This window comes from Candidatus Izemoplasma sp., assembly GCA_036172455.1.
Classification (GTDB): domain Bacteria; phylum Bacillota_I; class Bacilli_A; order Izemoplasmatales; family Izemoplasmataceae; genus JAIPGF01.
The window spans coordinates 33,118-52,039 of sequence record JAXKVY010000004.1; the positions used below are offsets into that span (position 1 = coordinate 33,118).

Annotated in this window: 13 protein-coding genes and 1 pseudogene; 10 read left to right on the forward strand and 4 right to left on the reverse strand. The window is 34.7% G+C overall.

Annotated features, from left to right (window positions below):
* The first annotated feature begins 152 nt into the window (after positions 1–152).
* Entirely contained in the window at positions 153–2,639 is a 2,487-nt protein-coding gene (locus UMR38_06530) for a trypsin-like peptidase domain-containing protein (GenBank protein MEC9485515.1), read from the forward strand.
* 213 nt (positions 2,640–2,852) lie between these two features.
* On the opposite strand, the gene UMR38_06535 is transcribed toward UMR38_06530, so the two are convergent.
* Positions 2,853–2,981: a DUF1670 domain-containing protein gene (locus UMR38_06535; GenBank protein MEC9485516.1), complete on the reverse strand. Its 129-nt coding sequence runs from the start codon at positions 2,979–2,981 to the stop codon at positions 2,853–2,855.
* Between the two features lie 180 nt (positions 2,982–3,161).
* Here UMR38_06535 and UMR38_06540 point away from each other — a divergent pair.
* From UMR38_06540 to UMR38_06565, 6 genes and pseudogenes are all read left to right on the forward strand, one after another.
* Positions 3,162–3,647: pseudogene (locus tag UMR38_06540) on the forward strand (transposase).
* Positions 3,648–3,687: 40 nt separating this feature from the next.
* Positions 3,688–4,182, forward strand: coding sequence for a transposase (locus tag UMR38_06545; GenBank protein ID MEC9485517.1), 495 nt, complete (start codon positions 3,688–3,690; stop codon positions 4,180–4,182).
* Between the two features lie 299 nt (positions 4,183–4,481).
* Complete coding sequence (locus UMR38_06550) at positions 4,482–5,147, forward strand: hypothetical protein (GenBank protein MEC9485518.1); 666 nt, start codon at positions 4,482–4,484, stop codon at positions 5,145–5,147.
* A gap of 136 nt (positions 5,148–5,283) precedes the next feature.
* On the forward strand, positions 5,284–6,366 hold the full coding sequence (locus UMR38_06555) for an AbiH family protein (GenBank protein MEC9485519.1): 1,083 nt from the start codon (positions 5,284–5,286) through the stop codon (positions 6,364–6,366).
* Positions 6,367–6,453: 87 nt separating this feature from the next.
* A complete protein-coding gene (locus UMR38_06560; protein MEC9485520.1) occupies positions 6,454–7,542 on the forward strand; it encodes a homoserine dehydrogenase in 1,089 nt (362 codons plus the stop codon).
* A gap of 286 nt (positions 7,543–7,828) precedes the next feature.
* On the forward strand, positions 7,829–9,604 hold the full coding sequence (locus UMR38_06565) for a hypothetical protein (protein MEC9485521.1): 1,776 nt from the start codon (positions 7,829–7,831) through the stop codon (positions 9,602–9,604).
* A 76-nt stretch (positions 9,605–9,680) separates the two neighbouring features.
* On the opposite strand, the gene UMR38_06570 is transcribed toward UMR38_06565, so the two are convergent.
* The 3 genes from UMR38_06570 to UMR38_06580 all read right to left on the reverse strand — a co-directional run bounded on the left by UMR38_06570 (position 9,681) and on the right by UMR38_06580 (position 13,040).
* Positions 9,681–11,519: a glycerophosphodiester phosphodiesterase family protein gene (locus UMR38_06570; GenBank protein MEC9485522.1), complete on the reverse strand. Its 1,839-nt coding sequence runs from the start codon at positions 11,517–11,519 to the stop codon at positions 9,681–9,683.
* Between the two features lie 25 nt (positions 11,520–11,544).
* The gene (gene mscL / locus UMR38_06575) at positions 11,545–11,973 is read right to left on the reverse strand and encodes a large conductance mechanosensitive channel protein MscL (GenBank protein MEC9485523.1); all 429 of its coding nucleotides are present in this window, start codon (positions 11,971–11,973) and stop codon (positions 11,545–11,547) included.
* Positions 11,974–12,200: 227 nt separating this feature from the next.
* The gene (locus UMR38_06580) at positions 12,201–13,040 is read right to left on the reverse strand and encodes an aldo/keto reductase (protein ID MEC9485524.1); all 840 of its coding nucleotides are present in this window, start codon (positions 13,038–13,040) and stop codon (positions 12,201–12,203) included.
* A 144-nt stretch (positions 13,041–13,184) separates the two neighbouring features.
* On the opposite strand from UMR38_06580, the gene UMR38_06585 reads away from it, so the two are divergent.
* From UMR38_06585 to UMR38_06595, 3 genes are all read left to right on the forward strand, one after another.
* Positions 13,185–13,640: a VanZ family protein gene (locus UMR38_06585; protein ID MEC9485525.1), complete on the forward strand. Its 456-nt coding sequence runs from the start codon at positions 13,185–13,187 to the stop codon at positions 13,638–13,640.
* Positions 13,621–15,093 carry an EAL domain-containing protein gene (locus UMR38_06590; GenBank protein MEC9485526.1) on the forward strand — a complete coding sequence of 491 codons (1,473 nt, stop codon included), beginning with the start codon at positions 13,621–13,623 and terminating at the stop codon, positions 15,091–15,093. The genes UMR38_06585 and UMR38_06590 overlap by 20 nt, the downstream gene beginning before the upstream one ends.
* A gap of 113 nt (positions 15,094–15,206) precedes the next feature.
* Positions 15,207–18,881, forward strand: coding sequence for an AAA domain-containing protein (locus tag UMR38_06595; GenBank protein MEC9485527.1), 3,675 nt, complete (start codon positions 15,207–15,209; stop codon positions 18,879–18,881).
* Positions 18,882–18,922 lie beyond the last annotated feature (41 nt).

Genomic DNA, 18,922 nt, shown 5'->3' on the forward strand with positions numbered 1-18,922 from the left:
GATACAATCATAGAATTTTCTTGTAAGATATCGTCAATATGCGTATAATATAAGTGATTGGTGTAGGGGATAACTTGAAGATACAACATAACATAAATAAGCACCTGATAGGTGCTTATTTTTTTATAAAAGATTATTATAGGAGGCAATGTATGCGCACATTATTTAAGGGATTCATTATCGTTTTATTGGCATTGATATTAGTGGGGTGTAGTGAAGACACGGCATCCAATGACAATATTAATACCCAGATTTATAGCATTTATGAAATAGCTCTAGAAGCAGACACTTCAGATATGACTTATGAAGAATGGCTTAAGACAGTTAAAGGACCTCAAGGGGAAGATGGGCGAGAGGTATCTTTACGTGTAGATGATGGAGCGATTCAGTGGCGATATGTCGGCGATGATCGCTGGATAAATTTAGTCAAACTGACGACACTGACTGGAAGTGACGGAAAATCCGTAGTATTTCAAGTCGCAAATGACCATATTCAATGGCAGTACGTTGGTGATGACACTTGGACAAATCTTATCGCCTTAGATACATTAACTGGTAATGATGGTAAGAATGTAGAATTACATGTAACAGAGGGGTTTATTCAGTGGAAACATACAGGCGATGACGTTTGGATGAATTTAGTCGACCTCACGACATTGACCGGCGAAGATGGTCGTGAAGTATCATTTCGGGTTGACGGGGGAATGATTCAATGGCAATACATTGGTAATAAAACCTGGAGAAATCTTATTGCTTTAGAAACATTAACTGGTAATGATGGTAAGAATGTAGAATTACAAGTAACAGAAGGATTTATTCAGTGGAAACATACTGGCGATGACGTTTGGATGAATTTAGTCGACCTCACGACATTGACAGGTAAAGATGGTCGCGAAGTGTCTTTTCGTGTTGATGAGGGAGCGATTCAATGGCAATATGTTGGTGATGACACCTGGACAAATCTCATAACCTTAGAAACATTAACTGGTAATGATGGTAAGAATGTAGAATTACAAGTAACAGAAGGATTTATTCAGTGGAAACATACAGGTGATGATACCTGGATGAATTTAGTCGACCTCAAAACACTGACAGGTAAAGATGGTCGCGAAGTGTCTTTTCGTGTTGACGAGGGAGCGATTCAATGGCAATATGTTGGTGATGACACCTGGACAAATCTTATTGCCTTAGATACATTGACAGGTGAAGATGCTAAAGACGTTACCTTTCAAGTAACTGATAATACCATTCAGTGGCAATACATTGGTGATAACACATGGACTGATTTAATTGACTTAAATAATGTTATTGATGTATCTGGGATTGAGTCAAGTATCACAGCCTTAGAAGATCGGGTTACGCAGTTAGAATCAGACTTAGAAAGTAGTGATTTGCAAGAACAATTATCTACCACTATAGATACAGTAACAAGTTCGGTTGTGGGTGTAAAAACCTATCAAAGTGATGAATATGTTGCGCTAGGTAGTGGTGTAATTTATAAGCAAATAGAAGATACATATTATGTCATAACCAACTATCATGTTGTTGAATCAGGTGATAATTTTAAAGTATACCTTCATGATAATTCAGAAAAATCAGCAACATTAGTAGGCTATGATTATTACAGCGATTTAGCAGTACTAACCTTTACGACAACAAATACCTATACAACATCATCCTTAGGAGATAGCAACTTACTTATGCCTGGTGATTTTGTGTTTGCGATGGGATCACCGTTAGGATTGGCAAATTACAATTCAGTGACATTTGGAATTATTTCAGGAACCAATCGGTTACTTCCATCTTATTTAGACGATACCTATTATGGAGAATTATTCATTCAACACGATGCGGCGATTAATCCAGGAAATAGTGGTGGACCACTATTTGACTTAGAGGGTAATGTGATAGGCATTAACAGCCGAAAATATGTTGGTGACTATGTGGATACGATGGGATATTCAATACCATCTAATGCCGTAAGTAATGTCATTAGCGTAATTGAAACGGGTGAATTTTATAAACATGCAGGGAATTGGTATGAAACCATGATTAGTGTCAACTATGTCAGAAATAATCCATCACTTTACCCTGAAATCACGATTCCCGACACGGTTATTAATGGTGTTTATGTCGATACACCAGATCCTGATGGTATCTTTGGCCTTGCCGGTATGCAAGATGGTGATATTATTTTAGCGATTAATGATACATTAGTAAACTTCTGGTATGAAGTTAAACACCAGATTTATTACCAAAATTTACCTACCGATAATATTACTTTTACCGTACATCGAAATGGTAGTGTTGTTGAATTAACATATAACCCAACGACTTACACCTATGGTTATTATTGGTATGAAGTTATTACATTTAGTAATAGGGATATGTATTATGGTGAGATGTATGATTACTACATGCATGGAGATGGTGCCTATTACTTTAGTGATGAAGACTATTATATTGGAGAGTTTTCGTTCGACGAACCAAATGGATTTGGTACGTATTATTGGCCGAATGGGGATTACTTTGAGGCAGATTGGATAGATTGGGATAATACAACAAATGGTATATATTATTATGCCGATGGTACCACTGAAAATAAGAATCTTCAGAACGGGTATTGGGTGTATTATTAATTAGAAGTTTATAAAATATATTTCGTTTTACTCTATAATTGAGGCATTTCAAGTGATAAAAAAAGGAAACGTTTAAGGCGATTCATGTCAAATGAATCGCCTTATGGTTAAGTTGTATATATAAGTGGAACTATATTATGGTGCTTCATGTGCTCTGATGATAATAAATTCTATTTTCTCAATATCATTGCTTGTTTCTAACTTGTGAAGTTGCTATTCATAATCTCTAATGTATTTCTTTACCGTGTGTCCAATTATACGAATTTGTCTTGCAATCTCACTTTTGTTGTTTCCTTCTAAATACATTCTTATTATATTGTGCTTTTCAATCAAAGTAATCACCTTCTCTTTCTTCCATATCTCTTTTTATTTGATATGGATATTGTATTATGTAGGTGATGACTTTTCAATTGCTATAGTGCCTAATTTTAAATTACCATAAACATTCACCTTGAAAATGCTATTAATGAACTTCTAAGAACAGAATTAAGTGGCTTTTTATAGGATGGTAAGTATGATCGCACTGGATTTAACACAGGCAATAGTCGTAATCGAACCTATGAACATACCATTAAGAGTGAGCTTGGGGAGTTGACACTTAACATTCCTTGTGATCGTAACAGTGAGTTCAAGAACCAAACGTTAGAGCCATATCAACGCCATGACGACACCTTAGAATCTACAGTCATTCATTTATACCGTAAAGGCATGACCACAAGTGATATCGGCGATTTAATTAAAATGTACGGTCATCACTATTCAAGAAAAACTGTATCAAACTTAATACAAGTAATGGAATTCCATGTGAAAGCCTATCATGAAAGACCGCTAAATAAGCGTTACACAGTCGTTTACCTAGATGCGACCGATTTACCCATTCGTAGGGATACCGTAGAGCGTGATCCGATCTATCTCGTAGTAGGTATTACAATAGAAGGCTATAAAGAACTCTTAGCCTACAATATTCACCTGACTGAATCTGCGTATAACTGGAAAAACATTACTTGAAGATCTTAAGTCACGTGGCGTCACAGATGGGCTTAAAAAAATTAAGACAACAATTGAAATAGTTTATCCAAAAGCTGCGTATCAATCGTGTTGGGTACATATCGCACGTAATATGAGCCATAAAGTACGTACAAAAGATCGAATGGTTGTCTTAGATGACTTAAAACGCGTGTATCGTTCAAAGATTAAGGCAGACGTGAAACAAGCACTTGAGGAGTTTTCCAGTAATAGGAAGAAAACTTATCCTACAATGGGTAGACATATACGATCAAAGGAGAGTCTTTTCTCGTTTAATCACTTTCCAGAAGTAATCAGACCAAGTCTTTATACAGCAAATCTCATTGAAGCATTTAATAAACAACTTAAGCGATTTACTAAGCGTAAAGAGCAATTCCCAAATGTCAACTCACTTGAACGCTTCTTAGTGACCTATGCGATGGATTACAATGAACGATTTAAGAACCGAATCCATAAAGGATTCAATAAAGCTCAATACGAAATTGAACAACTCTTTAATGAGATGCATCATAGCTAATAATAAGTAGATCTCTTGACTTACATATTGAGTTGATTCTATTTACACAAAATTCTTGACACTACCTTTTCAGTTGCTATAGTGCCTAATTTTAAATTACCATAAACACATATGGTGAATCATCGATGGAGATAATGTTAAATCTTTTTAACTTGCTTTATTCATACAGTTTTTTACCAAGCTAACGTGACTCATTTTAATTCATTCATCGGTTGACGCTGACAAATGGGTCGTATATGGCCTTTTATTAACTTGATAAATATGTCATAATTGGGAATGATGATGAGAGGGTGTTATAAATGGAAAGTTCAATTGATATTATTGTAGCCTTTATTGCAGGTGTTTTTACTGTAGTTGTAGCAACAAGTAATAATAATAGCAAATATATTACTGGAGAAAGAACTGGGTGGAGAAAATATGTGCGAGAATGGATTTCTGATATAGCAAGATTAAGTGAAACAATACCTGATATATCGAATTTTGATTATTGCTGTTCATTAAGCAAAAATATAAGAGTATTGTTGGAGGAGAAAAAATACGGATTAACATCAAAGTTAAATCCGATAAGAGATAAAGAGTTAATAAATAGTATAAAGGCAATTACATATAGTGATTTATATACATTTCGTTCTATAGGTCAAGGGAAGATTAGTGATATAATTGATAACCTTGAGAAATTACTAAAACATGATTGGGAGAGAGTCAAAAAAAATAAAAGTTTTCTGGGAAAGTATTATCTAACTAATATAGTAATTTTAACTACCGTATTTTGTTTTCTGATGAAAACGTATAAATATTTTTCTCCAACTAAGATAATTTTTGATTCAAATATGATTATCAGTTTGGCATTAATTATTCTAGGGAAATTCATTGTTATAGAAATAGAAAAAATTGTTATAATAAGAATTAAAGCAACTTTTAATCTTTTTAGTAGTTTTAACCTCGCCTTAGACTTCCATCATTAATCGAAGTTACTACATTAGTTATTGTTATAACCTTAAACTTATTAACGTTCAAATTTGAGATATATCTAATCTGGTTAATAATAACATTCTCTTTACTTTGTGTTGGATTGTTCTTGAAATTTAAGGAAGAACTAAAATGATAGTGGTTTTAGGGAACGGCTTTGATTTACAATGTGGGTTGAAAACTACATATAAAGATTTTTTTGAAAATAGATATAAAGATATGGCATTTAAAAAATTAAATAAAATACTGGAAAATAATGAATTATTTAATTTGAGAAAATACTTTGATGAGTATGATAAGAGTATATTTAGTGTAATAACATTCTGGGATCTAGTTTTTATGTACGAAAATATTTTGAAAAGAAATGATGGATGGAGTTATATTGAAGAGATTATCTCTAAATATCTAAGTGAGAATTTAGTGACTATTAATAGTATTAGAAATTATAAAGAATCGAACAAACTTAATTATTTAATAAGTTTATTAGGATATTTGTTTGAAAGTAAGGAAATGTCGTTTACACCTCTAGCATTTAATCAATGGCTTTTAAAGCAACTAAACTTACTAGAAGCTGATTTCGCTACTTACGTTAGAAAAGAAGTTGAATCTAATGAGATGTATCCTATAAAAGCGGATGGTCTTTTCACAAGACTAATTAGCAATTATCAAGATTCCAGAACAGCAAATACAATAATTAATTTTAACTATACAAAACCCACTTTTTTGATAAATTTAAGAAATCTTGGTAAATCTAAACTGTCTAACATTACAAATGTGCATGGGACCATAGACGATAAAGTTATCTTTGGAATAGATGAAAAAGATATTTCAAAAACAGGCCAATACATTAAACCAAGTGAGTCCAAATACCTCTTTACTAAAACTGCTAGAAAGTTTAATAATTTTGAAAGAGAAAGCAAGTTCAGATTACCCTCAAAAATTAAGACCATTGTTGTTTATGGGCACTCCTTAAACGAGCAAGATTATTCATATTTCCAGAGTATTTTTGACACATATGATATTTATACGAGTAAGATCAAGTTGGTTTTTGCTTATTCTAATTATGATAAAAAGAAAAAAATAAAAACAAAGTTAATAGAGAGAACAATAAAACTTTTAAAAGAATATGGTAAGACTATGGCCAATCCTGATCATGGTAATAATTTATTGCATAAGCTATTGTTGGAGAATAGGTTAATTGTTAAAGAGGTTTAAATTTCTTGATTATGATACACTCTTTACTAGTTTTTTTTACCAAATAATTGTATAATGTTACTAACATATTCTCTGAGGAGGAATACTATGAATGTTGCATTATTAGGTTTAGGTGTTGTTGGTAAAGGTGTCTATGATATCTTAACGGAGTTACATCCAGATATTAACATATCCTATGTGTTAGATAGAAATGAAGACTTGATAAAAGATCTTGATACAAAACGAGCTAAAAACATCGATGAAATTGTAAATGATAGAGATGTTGATGTCGTGATAGAGTTAATTGGGGGTAAAACGTCAGCCTATGACTTTATTAAACAATCTTTACAAAAAGGCAAACATGTCGTCACAGCTAACAAAGCTGTCATCAGTGATTACTTTGATGAGTTACATCAAATTGCTAAACGCCAACAAGTATCCTTGCGATATGAAGCCAGTGTTGGTGGTGGGATTATTATTTTAAACCCATTAAGTCAATTACGTAATGTCAATCCTGTCACAGAAATCTCTGGTATTATTAATGGATCAACAAACTTTATTCTTTCAAAAATCTTTTTAGAAGATTATACTTATGAAGATGCCTACGCAGAAGCGTTATCACTAGGCTATATTGAAACAGGCTCTACAGATGACATGGATGGGCTTGATTTAATGCGTAAAATCAATATCTTATCAATGATGTCATATGGTCAGTTAATCGATGAAAAAGATATTAACTTAGTGCCTTTATCAATGATCTCTAAAAAGATGATTGATTATGTCAAAGAACAAGGAAAAACCATAAAGTATACTGCCTTTTCATCATTGAAAGATGGGGATATCACAATATCACTTGAACCAGTCATTATGGAACTAACTGATCCATTAGGGATGATTAACTATGAAGAGAATGCCATTACCATTAAAGGCAAACATCATAAGTTCCAAACTTTTATAGGCCTTGGCGCAGGACGGTACCCAACAGGGAGTGCTGTTGTCTATGATTTACTGCAGCTACAGAATCATATACCATTTAATGTGAGCGCAACGGATTTAGGATATACAATTAATCAAAAACCGGTTCAAACACAATATCTCATTGAGACTAAAGATGGTTTTCATATAAAAGAAAAGACCACCTTAAAAGCATTATTAGAAGATGATACAATTATATCCTTTGCGGGTCTTGAATGGTAATACACAGTTTGTTTTTCCCTCTTTTGGAGGGTAAAATTATTAAGAAACCTCTCATAAAAACCTTTCTGTGAAAAACATGATTTTCATGATATAATACATCATAAGAAGTTATGGAGATAAGCTTAATACATAGAATATATATAAGCGATTCCTGTAGCGGAATCGCTTCTTTTTATTGTGGTGAGTGCACCACGTATATATTAAATTTTGGGAGGATATATATGAAAAAAATATTTGTGCTCATGATAACGATGTTAATGGGATTAATCCTTGTGGGTGTGCTAGGTTGTTCCCTATATCGTCTGAGGACATCTTAGATGAACTACAGTCAATGAATACTGTCTTGGTGGAAATATCCATCAATGATAAAACCGAGGACTATCTTATTCAATGTGATGATTTTTGTATATGGGGGACATTAGAAGAAGACCATATAACAAAAATCAATACACCGTTTGATACCTATGTGTATGATGACCCCTCTTCTACTTGGGAAAAATCTGATAGTAGACATACCTATTACGGTTACTTACACTATCCATTTGACGCATTTACCTATGATGAAGAGACTAAAACCTATCATGCAGAAGATGTCAATATGGGCAGTCAGTTTACTGAAGTCACGTTATCACTCAATGAGGATCATGAGATTATTGATCAAAGAGTTAAAGACACCGGGTTAGCATTAACCCTTACGTATAAGGACTTAGATGCTGAGTTTGATGTTGATTTAAGTGGCGTGTGCCCAGATACATATCAAGATGGCATGTGTTATACAGATTATGAGACCTTTTTTGATTTTACCCCTGACTATACAAAAACGTTAACTGATTTAGATGAAGTTATAAATGATCTAAACGTAATTATGAGCTATTACGACACAACCCAATTTAGAACACTTAGTGAAGAATTTGTTGAGACTTATCAAAATCGGTTATATCCTGAAGATGTCTATCAAGAAGCAACATTTGATAAAACCTATAGTATTGAAAGCAGCTTATATAATGATATTTTTTCAGTTCTTTCATTAATTAATACAGATAACATCGTACTCGGCCATAGTGGTCGTGTCATACAGGAATATGAACAAATTACGTGTTGTGAACAATACGGTGAGACAAAAGAAATGACACCATTTAATGGTGACATCACTGTCTTTATCAATGAAAATACCTTATATGTTGATTATCAGCTATATGATGAAGATGAACTGTCTAAACGTGAAGTGTATCTGATGACCTATGATGATAACACACTCACTTCTTTTCAATCATATCAGTTTGATAATGCACTTGATGATGTCATTTTAAGTAACCGTCTGAGTGTTATTGATTATCACCGGGGTGAAGAAGGAAGTATATTTACAACGTATAATTATTTGCGAGATACAGCCAGTATTAATTATACATCAATTGAAGAAAATGGCTCTTATACAACGTATCATTATAGTCAACGTACCGATAATAATAAACGGTATATCCGTGTTGATCAAAGTGATGAATATTTTTATTTAGATTTTACTGATAATCGGTTTGATAATGATATTTTATTAACCTATAAAGATGGTGTGTTTGTTGTCTCAAGACGTCGTATTTATGATAGAGTAACGAATGAATATTTAGCCGGCAATAACAATAACATTGCCTATAATTTATTATACCTTGATGGGTGGGACTATGTCTCTTATGGAGATCTTTATAAAAATGATGCGAATCTCACATTCTCAAACCCAATCGGGATATCTGTTGCCATCAGATCACCTTATTATAGTCAATATTTTACCAAAGATATGAATGGAGAAATCAGTCGTGCTACTTATGAAACGCCTTTATCAGGCGTGACCTTTGATGAGGTCAGTTATAGTGATTTTCAAAGTGTGTGGCAGAGCGTCGAAACTCTGTCAGAGAATTTTACGGTGAATGGCGACATCGTTGTTATGGGAGACATGACTTATGATTTCAGTGAATACGGTAGTGTCATCTTAGAAGCCACTTATGATGGAGAAATCAGTCGCTTCTTCGATCAAGTATTTAGTCAATGTGATGACTGTATTGTTGACTAATGAGAAGCAAAAATAAAATAGAATAGAAACGTATAAAAATGACAGATTAGATTGTCGAATCTAATCTGTCATTGTCTTATTCATTCCGTTTAAAGAGTATCTTTAGAATCTGATCTAAAGTATCATTGGTTAAGTCTTTGTAGACCAATTCTCTAACGTAACGCGGTCTGTCTGTAATAATCCCATCGACACCTAAGGTGTTCATCTTTTCAAGTTTTGTTTCATCATTAACGGTATATACAAAAATGCCCTTACCATGTTGCTTGAGTGTTTTTATGACAGAAACATTACCTTCTATCAAACGATAGCTAAGCCCGTAGTAATCAATCATCTCATTATTCGCAAGGACATCGATATTGCCTAAAAAAGTACTGATTAATTGGACCGTATCGATATCATTATTTACGGTCTTAATCTCTTCTAAGAGTAAGCCATTAAAGGATAAGATTTTAACTTGATGCTCTGTCCGTGTGTCACGAATAATATCTGTCAAAATCTCAGGGGTGTTCTCAACGCTCGCCTTTAATTCAATATACACATTAATCCGGCCTCTGGTTAAGGTTAAGACTTGGGCGAGTGTTGGAATTGGTTCACCAGCGAATTCATCAGAAAACCAACTGCCCGCATCTAAATGATCAATCTCATCATACCGTAAGTATTCTACAAAACGGTTAGAGGGATCATCGGTGGTTCGTCCTAAAGTGGCATCATGCATTAAGATAGGCACATTGTCTTTGGTGAACCTCACATCAATCTCAATGGCGTCTGCGCCGTCGTCAATCGCTTGTTCAATAGCGGCAATAGTATTTTCCGGTGCATCTAAAGAACTGCCTCTATGGGCAATTATCCGCGGACGATTAAATAATTGGACGGGGACATTGTAGTTTATGACCGAATCTCTCACTAAATATATATTAAAGGCGAGTAAAAGCGCCAACGCGCCAATGAAAAGGCGTTTTACATTACGACTTAAATGCCAAGGACTCGCGAATTCATAGGGTAATAAAGATTTTGCTAAACTGATGTCTTTCGTTTCTTTTAATTCAAAATATACCGCATGAATGAACGCATAATTTATTGGCATCAATAGAAGTGTTGCGATGAACCCAATCACTACATAAATGGTATAAAGTCCACTAAGCATGATCCCAAAGATGGCCAATTCTGAATAGATGAAAGAAACAATCAAAGCGACAATCCCGACCACAATCATATAGAGTATATATAAAAAGCCATTCATGAGCGCATTGATCATGATAAAATCTCTGATGGTTGTTAAAGGGGTTTTATAAAACAGTTTGATACTCCCCAAAAATGGGGAGTGTGTGTGCGTGTTGTCTGTTACAACAAGCAATTCATAAAATAACGTATGGAAAAACATGACAACAACACATATTACAAAAATCACAAAGAGTAGATCAAAATAGGGCATATCTCCGAGGCGTTCTTGAATTAAGTTTGGTAATGTCACCGTTGAAGCAATCCCTGATATATGAACAAGTTCTATCGTAAAAACAAATAAAGACACCGATAAAAGAATCTTAATGTGATACTGTTTTAAGACTTGACGCAACTTTTTCAGTCCTGCTAATAAATAGGAATAGAGTTTATGGTGTTTGCCATATTCACTTTCATGGAAGATAAAACTTAAGACAATCACTTCATAAAGTAAGTATAACCCAATCATGATGCCAAGAAGTAAACTCAAGAGTAATGTCCCTGGACTGAGTAAATAATCCATTAAGTCTGCGTTCGTAATATAGGCGTTGCCATATAGGGTAATAGAAAAATAAAATAACTGTCTAGCCATCGGAAAAATGATCGCGAGACCAATCAGGCGATAGAGGGTTTCAAACAATATGAGTGTGTTCACTTGTTCATGTAAGAGTCTAAAGGTATGTTTTAGCCGTATCATGATGATCCCCCTTTATACAAAACGATTAACCCTGGTCTTTTAAATTCTCCCGTAATAGATTTTTAATGTCAACTAAGGTATTTTCAACTTTACCTTTATTGTCAGATAAGTTGTCTTCTAAACGATTATATAATGTCCGTGTATGATTAATAAACGTCACCACTAAAAAGACGACAAACGCGATAATGAAAAAGTCAAGAATGTTTTGAATAAACGTCCCATAATAAATCGCATTTTCCGCAATCCCTAAATCAGGGTTCGCTTCAGTAATAACATACTTGTAGTTGTGAAAACCTTCTTGGCCAGTCGCCAAACTAATGACAGGCATGATGACATCTTTCACTAAACTATTGACAATCCCTGTAAACGCAGTCCCAATCACGACCGCAACCGCTAAATCTAACACATTGCCTTTGGTTATAAACGCTTTAAATTCTGTTAAAAATGATTTCATAATTATCCTCTCCTAATACTTATTTTACCAAACATTTCTATGAATAGACAATAAAAAAACATATCAATGTGAAATACTGTAAATGATGATAAAAAAGACACTCTATAAGAAATGACCCAACGTTATCTTTTGTATTTACAAAAGGACATTAACGTCAAATTATCCGGATGGGATGCTTTAATGAAGCATAATAAAAAGGGCAACATAGTTGCCCTTTTTGAATGACATTAATCAATGTCATCCCATCGTCTTGGATCGCCTTGAATCGTATCTAAGAAATCCATGTCTTCAGACGTGATCTCAAAGTCTAGTTGGCTGTTTTCTACCATTCGATGTTTATGGGTACTTTTTGGTAAGGGTGCGACGCCTTTTTGTAGTAAGTACCGAATACAAATTTGTGCGACGGTTTTGTCATATTTCTTTGCGATTTTTTTGATGTCATCATTATCGAGTAAGTACCCAATACCAAGTGGTGAGTATGCTTCAATAAAGATTTCGTGTTGATCACAGAAATCAATCGTTTTTGATTGGTCTAATCCAATGAAATACCCAATTTGATTCACATGGGGGACAATATCATTATTGTCGATAATATTTTGTAGGTGTTCTGGTTCAAAGTTTGAGACACCTATCGCTTTGGCTTTCTTTGCTTTATAGGCCTCTTCAAGCGCCTTATACGCTTGTACATTGCCTGCGCTACAATCTTTACCCATCTCACTCCATGGCCAAGGGGCATGGATAATGAATAAATCAATATAATCAAGGCCTAAGTTATCCAGTGTTTTTTCAAACGCTTTTTTAGCGCCCTCATAATCTTTAATATGGGACTCTAATTTAGATGTGACAAAAATCTCATCACGTGGGATACCAGAATCTTTGATGGCGCGTCCCACACTTTTTTCATTACCATAGCCTTCGGCGGTATCAATGTGACGGTATCCTACATCTAAAGCATCTAAAACAGCGTTATAGGCATCGTCACCTTCTTTGATTTGCCATGTACCAAATCCAACTTTGGGAATCTGTACCCCATTATGTAACGTGTATGTTTCATTTAATATACTCATCATGTCCTCCTTTTTTATCTTTCCAATTCTATTATATAATAAATAAGACATACGTTTTAGCTAAATACGATACTTTTTGTGTTTGTTTATGCTTGTATTATACAAAATCATGTGTTTACTGTATAATAGAATGGAGGTGGTGTTATGAGACATAATCGATGGGCAATGGTTGTTTTGTGGATGTTTGTCATCTTTTTATTCTCCCACCAAGATGCATCTATGTCTTTAGAGAGTTCCGATTTTTTATCTGATATCGTAAAGACGTTAGTGATTAATATCCGGGAAGATCAATTTATTGAACAATGGATCATTGAACACATCAGAGAACTCGCTCATATTGGTGTTTTTATGATCCTAGGCGGATTATTACTACACGCCTTAAATCACCATCATGATAGTGAACAATATACCTACACGAGTGTGATTGGGATATCTTACGCTATTATTGATGAAATCCATCAATCGTTTATTCCAGGACGCGCTTTTCAATTAACCGATATAGCACTTGATACATTAGGGGTTGGCTTAGCTATATTCGGGCTTATTGTTATGAAACACTTTATGAAAAAGGAGACGAAGAATGACACAACTACGACTTAATATTGTATTAACAAGTATCTTTGTAGTAATTATTGCTATGGTCATTGCACTAAGGTTATCACAACTCACATTGATGAGAGAAATCATGATTATTGTTAACCTAGGCATCATGGCTTATTTAATTTATGATTTATTACTTATTAAAGCCTTAACCATGCATACGGTGATGCTGAGAAATCCATATACACAATTCCCCACAAAGTATGAACTATTTCGCGATATGACAAAAGTGTCGTTAGAACACAAAACCGTTTATGCAATACAAGTTCAAAATTATGACGAGATTATCGAAGCATGCGGTATGTCGTTTGTGAACGTTATTGATCATAACATTAAACAGCGGTTGTTAGCACTTGCTAAGAGTGATCATATTTATGAAATAAGAGATCATACCTATTTAATTGTCAATAACAGTGATGTTTCAGAACAGGCGATATTAGATGTATTTGAGTCACCGATGCAAGGCCATGATGAGAATCAAACCTATCCGTTACATCCGAAAGTAGTGATTGTAAAAGACATGGCTAAAAGTGTATCTAATATTCGTAACTTACTAGGCTTTATTGATGTTGCGCTCGCAGACAATATGAATTATCATCATCCAGTGGTAATGTTAGATGAAGCGTTTATCACCAAAATCAATACGGAAAACTATTATAAAGCCCATTTACATACAGCCATTCAAAAAAAACAAATCAAAACCTATTTTCAACCCAAACTCAGTTTAAAAGAAAAGACGATTGTTGGCGCAGAAGCCTTGAGTCGTTGGGTTGAAAATGATCGAACAGTGAGTCCTGCTCATTATATTTATCTCGCAGAAGCGACTGGTTTGATTGTAGATATTGATTTGATTTCATTTAAAGATACCTGTGACTTATTAGAGCGTCTTAAACAACAAGAGACACTGACTGACCAATTTAAAATATCGACAAACTTTTCACCGATTACGCTAAAGAATATTAACGCGTCACAACTGGAGACCATTCTTGACCAACATAATATCGACCCCCGTCATATCAGTATTGAAATCACAGAACGTGTGGCGATGCGTTATACAGAACTGAAAGATATTTTAAGAGATATTAAAGCCTTAGGCATTCAAATAGAAATGGATGATTTTAGTGCGGGGCATGCGTCCTTATCATTATTGCCTGTGCTTGGGGTAGACACGGTTAAAATAGATCACAGTGTCTTACCACGTCAACCATTTGATCATGATGATATTGCCATTTATAAAGGCTTAGTCGCTTTATTAGATAGTTTAGATATTGTGATTGTGGCTGAAGGGGTTGAGACCACAGAAGAATACTTAATGATTCATGATTTACCGATCGATCTGATTCAAGGGTATTATATCTCACACCCTGGACCACTCGATGAATTTGTCAAAATGATGGCATCACTTGAAGAATTTGCAAGTGAGGATGACAAAGATTTAAATCCTGAAACATAATATATAGATGTCTTTGCCAACTGGCAAAAGACATCTTTTTCTTTCACAAAATATTCAAACCATTCAAATTATGGTATAGTATACTTAGAGTAATGCGTTACAGGGGGAGACACATGGCACTAAAACAAGACAAATTATTATATGAACTCGATCAATTAAGAGACACGTTACATTACCGGTATCACTTAAACACACCATCTGATATTTGTAAAGATGAAGCCTTAAGAGAGATCGCTGAAAAAAAGCCTTTAAAAGCATCGGATTTTCTTGCGATACCGGGGATTAATCAAACATTTGTGGAAACCTACGCCACAGATTTTTTACGTGTATTAAAAACCTTTCATCACGCCTCTGTGAAAGAGCGTGCTTTAACAAAAAATGCTTATCAGGTGCTCGATCATTATAAAGATCGCTTAACCAATCTGAATCGGCGCAATAAAAATCTCTATATGGGAAGAACGACCAAACGTCATAGTTTAGATATGACGACGCTCGTTGACCCAGATGAACTTACAGACTTTTTAGTAAATAATCGAAAAAAGATGATTGAATTACCAGTAAATGATGCATCGCTTTATCGCCACGTGACAACCCTTTACCGTGAAGTCAACAAACAAGAAAAAGAGTTGGGTTCTTATGAACTCTATCTTGCCTATCCTTATATAGAAGGCATTTTTAAACAAGACAACTTTGCGATTCGCGCCCCGCTTGCTTATTTACCAGTTAAAATTACCCGACATAAAAAGACTTTTAAATTACGGAAAGATGAGACCAAAGACATTGTGTTAAATCGGGATTTAATCTTAGCCACACAAAAATTCTTACAATCGGATGTAATCGACACCCCGCATATTAAAAAACTGGATAAAAAACATATCATAGACACCATCATACCTTTTTTTGAAGCCTCTGGCCTCACCATTAAACGGCCTAAAATAGACCATACATTTGAGCCGTTTGACTCGGTTAGAAAAGATGATTTTAGACATCAACGTAAAGGGGTATTTCATCTAAAAGAAATGCTTGTCTTAGGACGGTTTAAACGCCACTCATCGATGATTCAAAAAGATATGGATTACATTTTAGATCAAAAAACATACAATGACTTATTAGAGGGGTTAATTGAAGAAGAACACTTATATGATATAGAAAAACGTATCCCTTATGATCATCAAAATATCACAGTAGATGAATCAGAGTTAGCGTTTTTAAGTGAGGTAAACTATTCACAAGAACAAGTCATTCAAGCGTTAAACCATACAAACAAACTTGTCATCTGGGGACCACCAGGTACCGGGAAAAGTCAAACAATCACAAACCTTGTTGCGGCGCGATTGTTAAAAGGGGAAAATGTTTTAGTCGTGAGTGAAAAGAAAGTGGCACTAGATGTTATTTACTCACGCTTAAAATCACTGAGTGATTATACAATGTTTTTAGAAGACGCTGAAGATAAACAAACCTTTTATCATCAACTCAGTCAGTTTATCGATCCTTCTCCCCCTATTCGAACGATTAGTAACGATATCGATACCTTAGAAGACGATATCAAAGAGACATTATCAAAACTAGATCAGGCCTTACAATTAGTGTATAATACCAAACTTGATAATGTCCCCGTTCATAAGCTATATCACCGTTACATTATTGATCGCAAAATGAACATTGATTTAACCCCAAAAACCGTGTATAACATCTTGCAAAAAGCATTTAAACATCCGACCGTGGCATTGTTTAAAAAACTCGAACGGTCCTTTAAACGCAATAAACGGTTAAGAGAACATATCGCATATGATACAATCATTCAAACCTACGGAAATTTAAAAGGCTTTAACTTAAAACTTACCCGATCTGAACAAGTAGACTTCAAACAATTTCATCAAGCGTTTGACAAAGCAAGAAGAAAATATCAAGACGCTTGGGTATTTAAAGGCCGTGTTAAACGGCGGTTTATTCGTGAACATCGTGATAAACTAAACGTCTTTATTCCAAGTTGGTGGAAACGCAGACGCTATCTTAAACAGTTATTCAAAGATGATACGTTACAAGAATTTTTTATCACACACATTGGTAAATGGCATTTATTACAGAAGCATTATGAGGCGTTAGATCAAGAAATGAAACGCTTTGTCAGACTCTTGCATACACATGAGACATTTACACAATTTGAGGATATTGCCAGTCACCGTAAATACATCTTTGATGCTTTTTATACAGGTTTCTTAGAAGCCTTTGAAGCACAACATAGTGGCGTGATTGACATGATTGAACATGTCCATGACGCCCAACAAGAGTTAAAACGATCTCATCAAGATAAACAACAAATGGATTATGAAAGTGTCGCAGTTAAACTTTATGAAGACGCTCTACACTTAAGTCATTCAAAACGGATTATGGACATTAAACGCCTGCTTGAAAGCAAACAAAAAATGAGTGTGCCAGCTTTTATCTCGCACTTTCAATTAGAAATCTTAAACCATATCAAAATCTGGCTAATGACCCCAGAAACCGTGAGTGCGATTTTACCACTCGTCTATGGCATGTTTGATACCGTTATTTTTGATGAAGCATCACAACTCTATGTTGAAAAAGGTATCCCAAGTATTTACCGGGCTAAAAAAGTCGTTATTGCTGGGGACACCAAACAGTTACGCCCATCGTCATTAGGGATGGGTCGTTTAGACGATTTAGATGAGTTTTATGAAGAAGATAGTTTGACAGATCTTTCCCTTGATGCGAAAAGCTTACTTGATTTAGCCCGTTATAAATATCAAGAGATTATCTTAAATTATCATTATCGATCTCGCTATGAAGAACTGATTGCCTTTTCAAATCATGCCTTTTATCAAGCCAATCTATTTGTGTCACCGAACAACGAAATCAGTGAGAAACCCCCAATTGAATATGTATATGTTAAAGACGCAATTTATGAAGACCGCCAAAATGACAAAGAAGCCAAAAAAGTGATCGCCTTAATCCGAAAAATCTTTCGGGAAAGAAAACACAATGAAAGCATTGGCGTCATTACCTTTAACAGTACCCAACGTGATTTAATCGAAAACTATATTGATGAAGAACTCTTTAAACGGGGGAAATACCGTAAACTCTTCGAAGAAGAACTCTACCGTGAAGAAGATGGGGAAGATCAAAGTTTATTCATTAAAAACATTGAAAATGTTCAGGGGGATGAACGCGATATCATCATCTTTAGTATGGGGTATGGGAAAGACACAGAGGGCAAAATCTATCGCCGCTTTGGTTGGTTAAACCAATCAGGTGGAGAAAACAGATTAAACGTTGCGATTACCCGAGCCAAACAAAAAATCTATTTTGTTTCCAGCTTAACCCCAGAAGAACTTAAAGTTGACGATTTAAACAGTACCGGACCAAAACTGTTAAAAGATTATATGCGTTACTGTAATATGATTAGCCGTAACAACCATGACCAAGCGGAACAGTTACTGAATCAGCTCTATCAAAAAGATAGCGCTAAAGACCTCGCAGAAAGTGTATTAGTAGATGATATAGAAAAACGGTTATCGCGTACAGAAACGGTTCACACATCCATAGGGATTGGCCACTTTAAGATTGATTTAGCGGTATATGATAACGACAATCAAACCTATAAACTCGCAATCTTATGTGATGTCACTAGTACGAATGCAAGAAAAGATCTCTATCATCAAACCAATTACTTAGAAGCCAGAGGATGGCAAGTTTATCGTGTCTTTTCAAGTCAATATTTTAAAGACCCGAATAAAGTAATTAGAGAGATTCGTAAACAATTGTAATGAGTTGTTCATGTAACAGGTAGCTTGTCTACCTGTTTTTT

Coding starts and splice junctions, on each gene's coding strand:
- UMR38_06560 (MEC9485520.1), top strand. CDS start 6,454: ATGAATGTTGCATTATTAGGTTTAGGTGTTGTTGGTAAAGGTGTCTAT.
- UMR38_06530 (MEC9485515.1), top strand. CDS start 153: ATGCGCACATTATTTAAGGGATTCATTATCGTTTTATTGGCATTGATA.
- UMR38_06585 (MEC9485525.1), top strand. CDS start 13,185: ATGAGACATAATCGATGGGCAATGGTTGTTTTGTGGATGTTTGTCATC.
- UMR38_06570 (MEC9485522.1), bottom strand. CDS start 11,519: ATGATACGGCTAAAACATACCTTTAGACTCTTACATGAACAAGTGAAC.
- UMR38_06590 (MEC9485526.1), top strand. CDS start 13,621: ATGACACAACTACGACTTAATATTGTATTAACAAGTATCTTTGTAGTA.
- UMR38_06580 (MEC9485524.1), bottom strand. CDS start 13,040: ATGAGTATATTAAATGAAACATACACGTTACATAATGGGGTACAGATT.
- UMR38_06555 (MEC9485519.1), top strand. CDS start 5,284: ATGATAGTGGTTTTAGGGAACGGCTTTGATTTACAATGTGGGTTGAAA.
- mscL (MEC9485523.1), bottom strand. CDS start 11,973: ATGAAATCATTTTTAACAGAATTTAAAGCGTTTATAACCAAAGGCAAT.
- UMR38_06595 (MEC9485527.1), top strand. CDS start 15,207: ATGGCACTAAAACAAGACAAATTATTATATGAACTCGATCAATTAAGA.
- UMR38_06550 (MEC9485518.1), top strand. CDS start 4,482: ATGGAAAGTTCAATTGATATTATTGTAGCCTTTATTGCAGGTGTTTTT.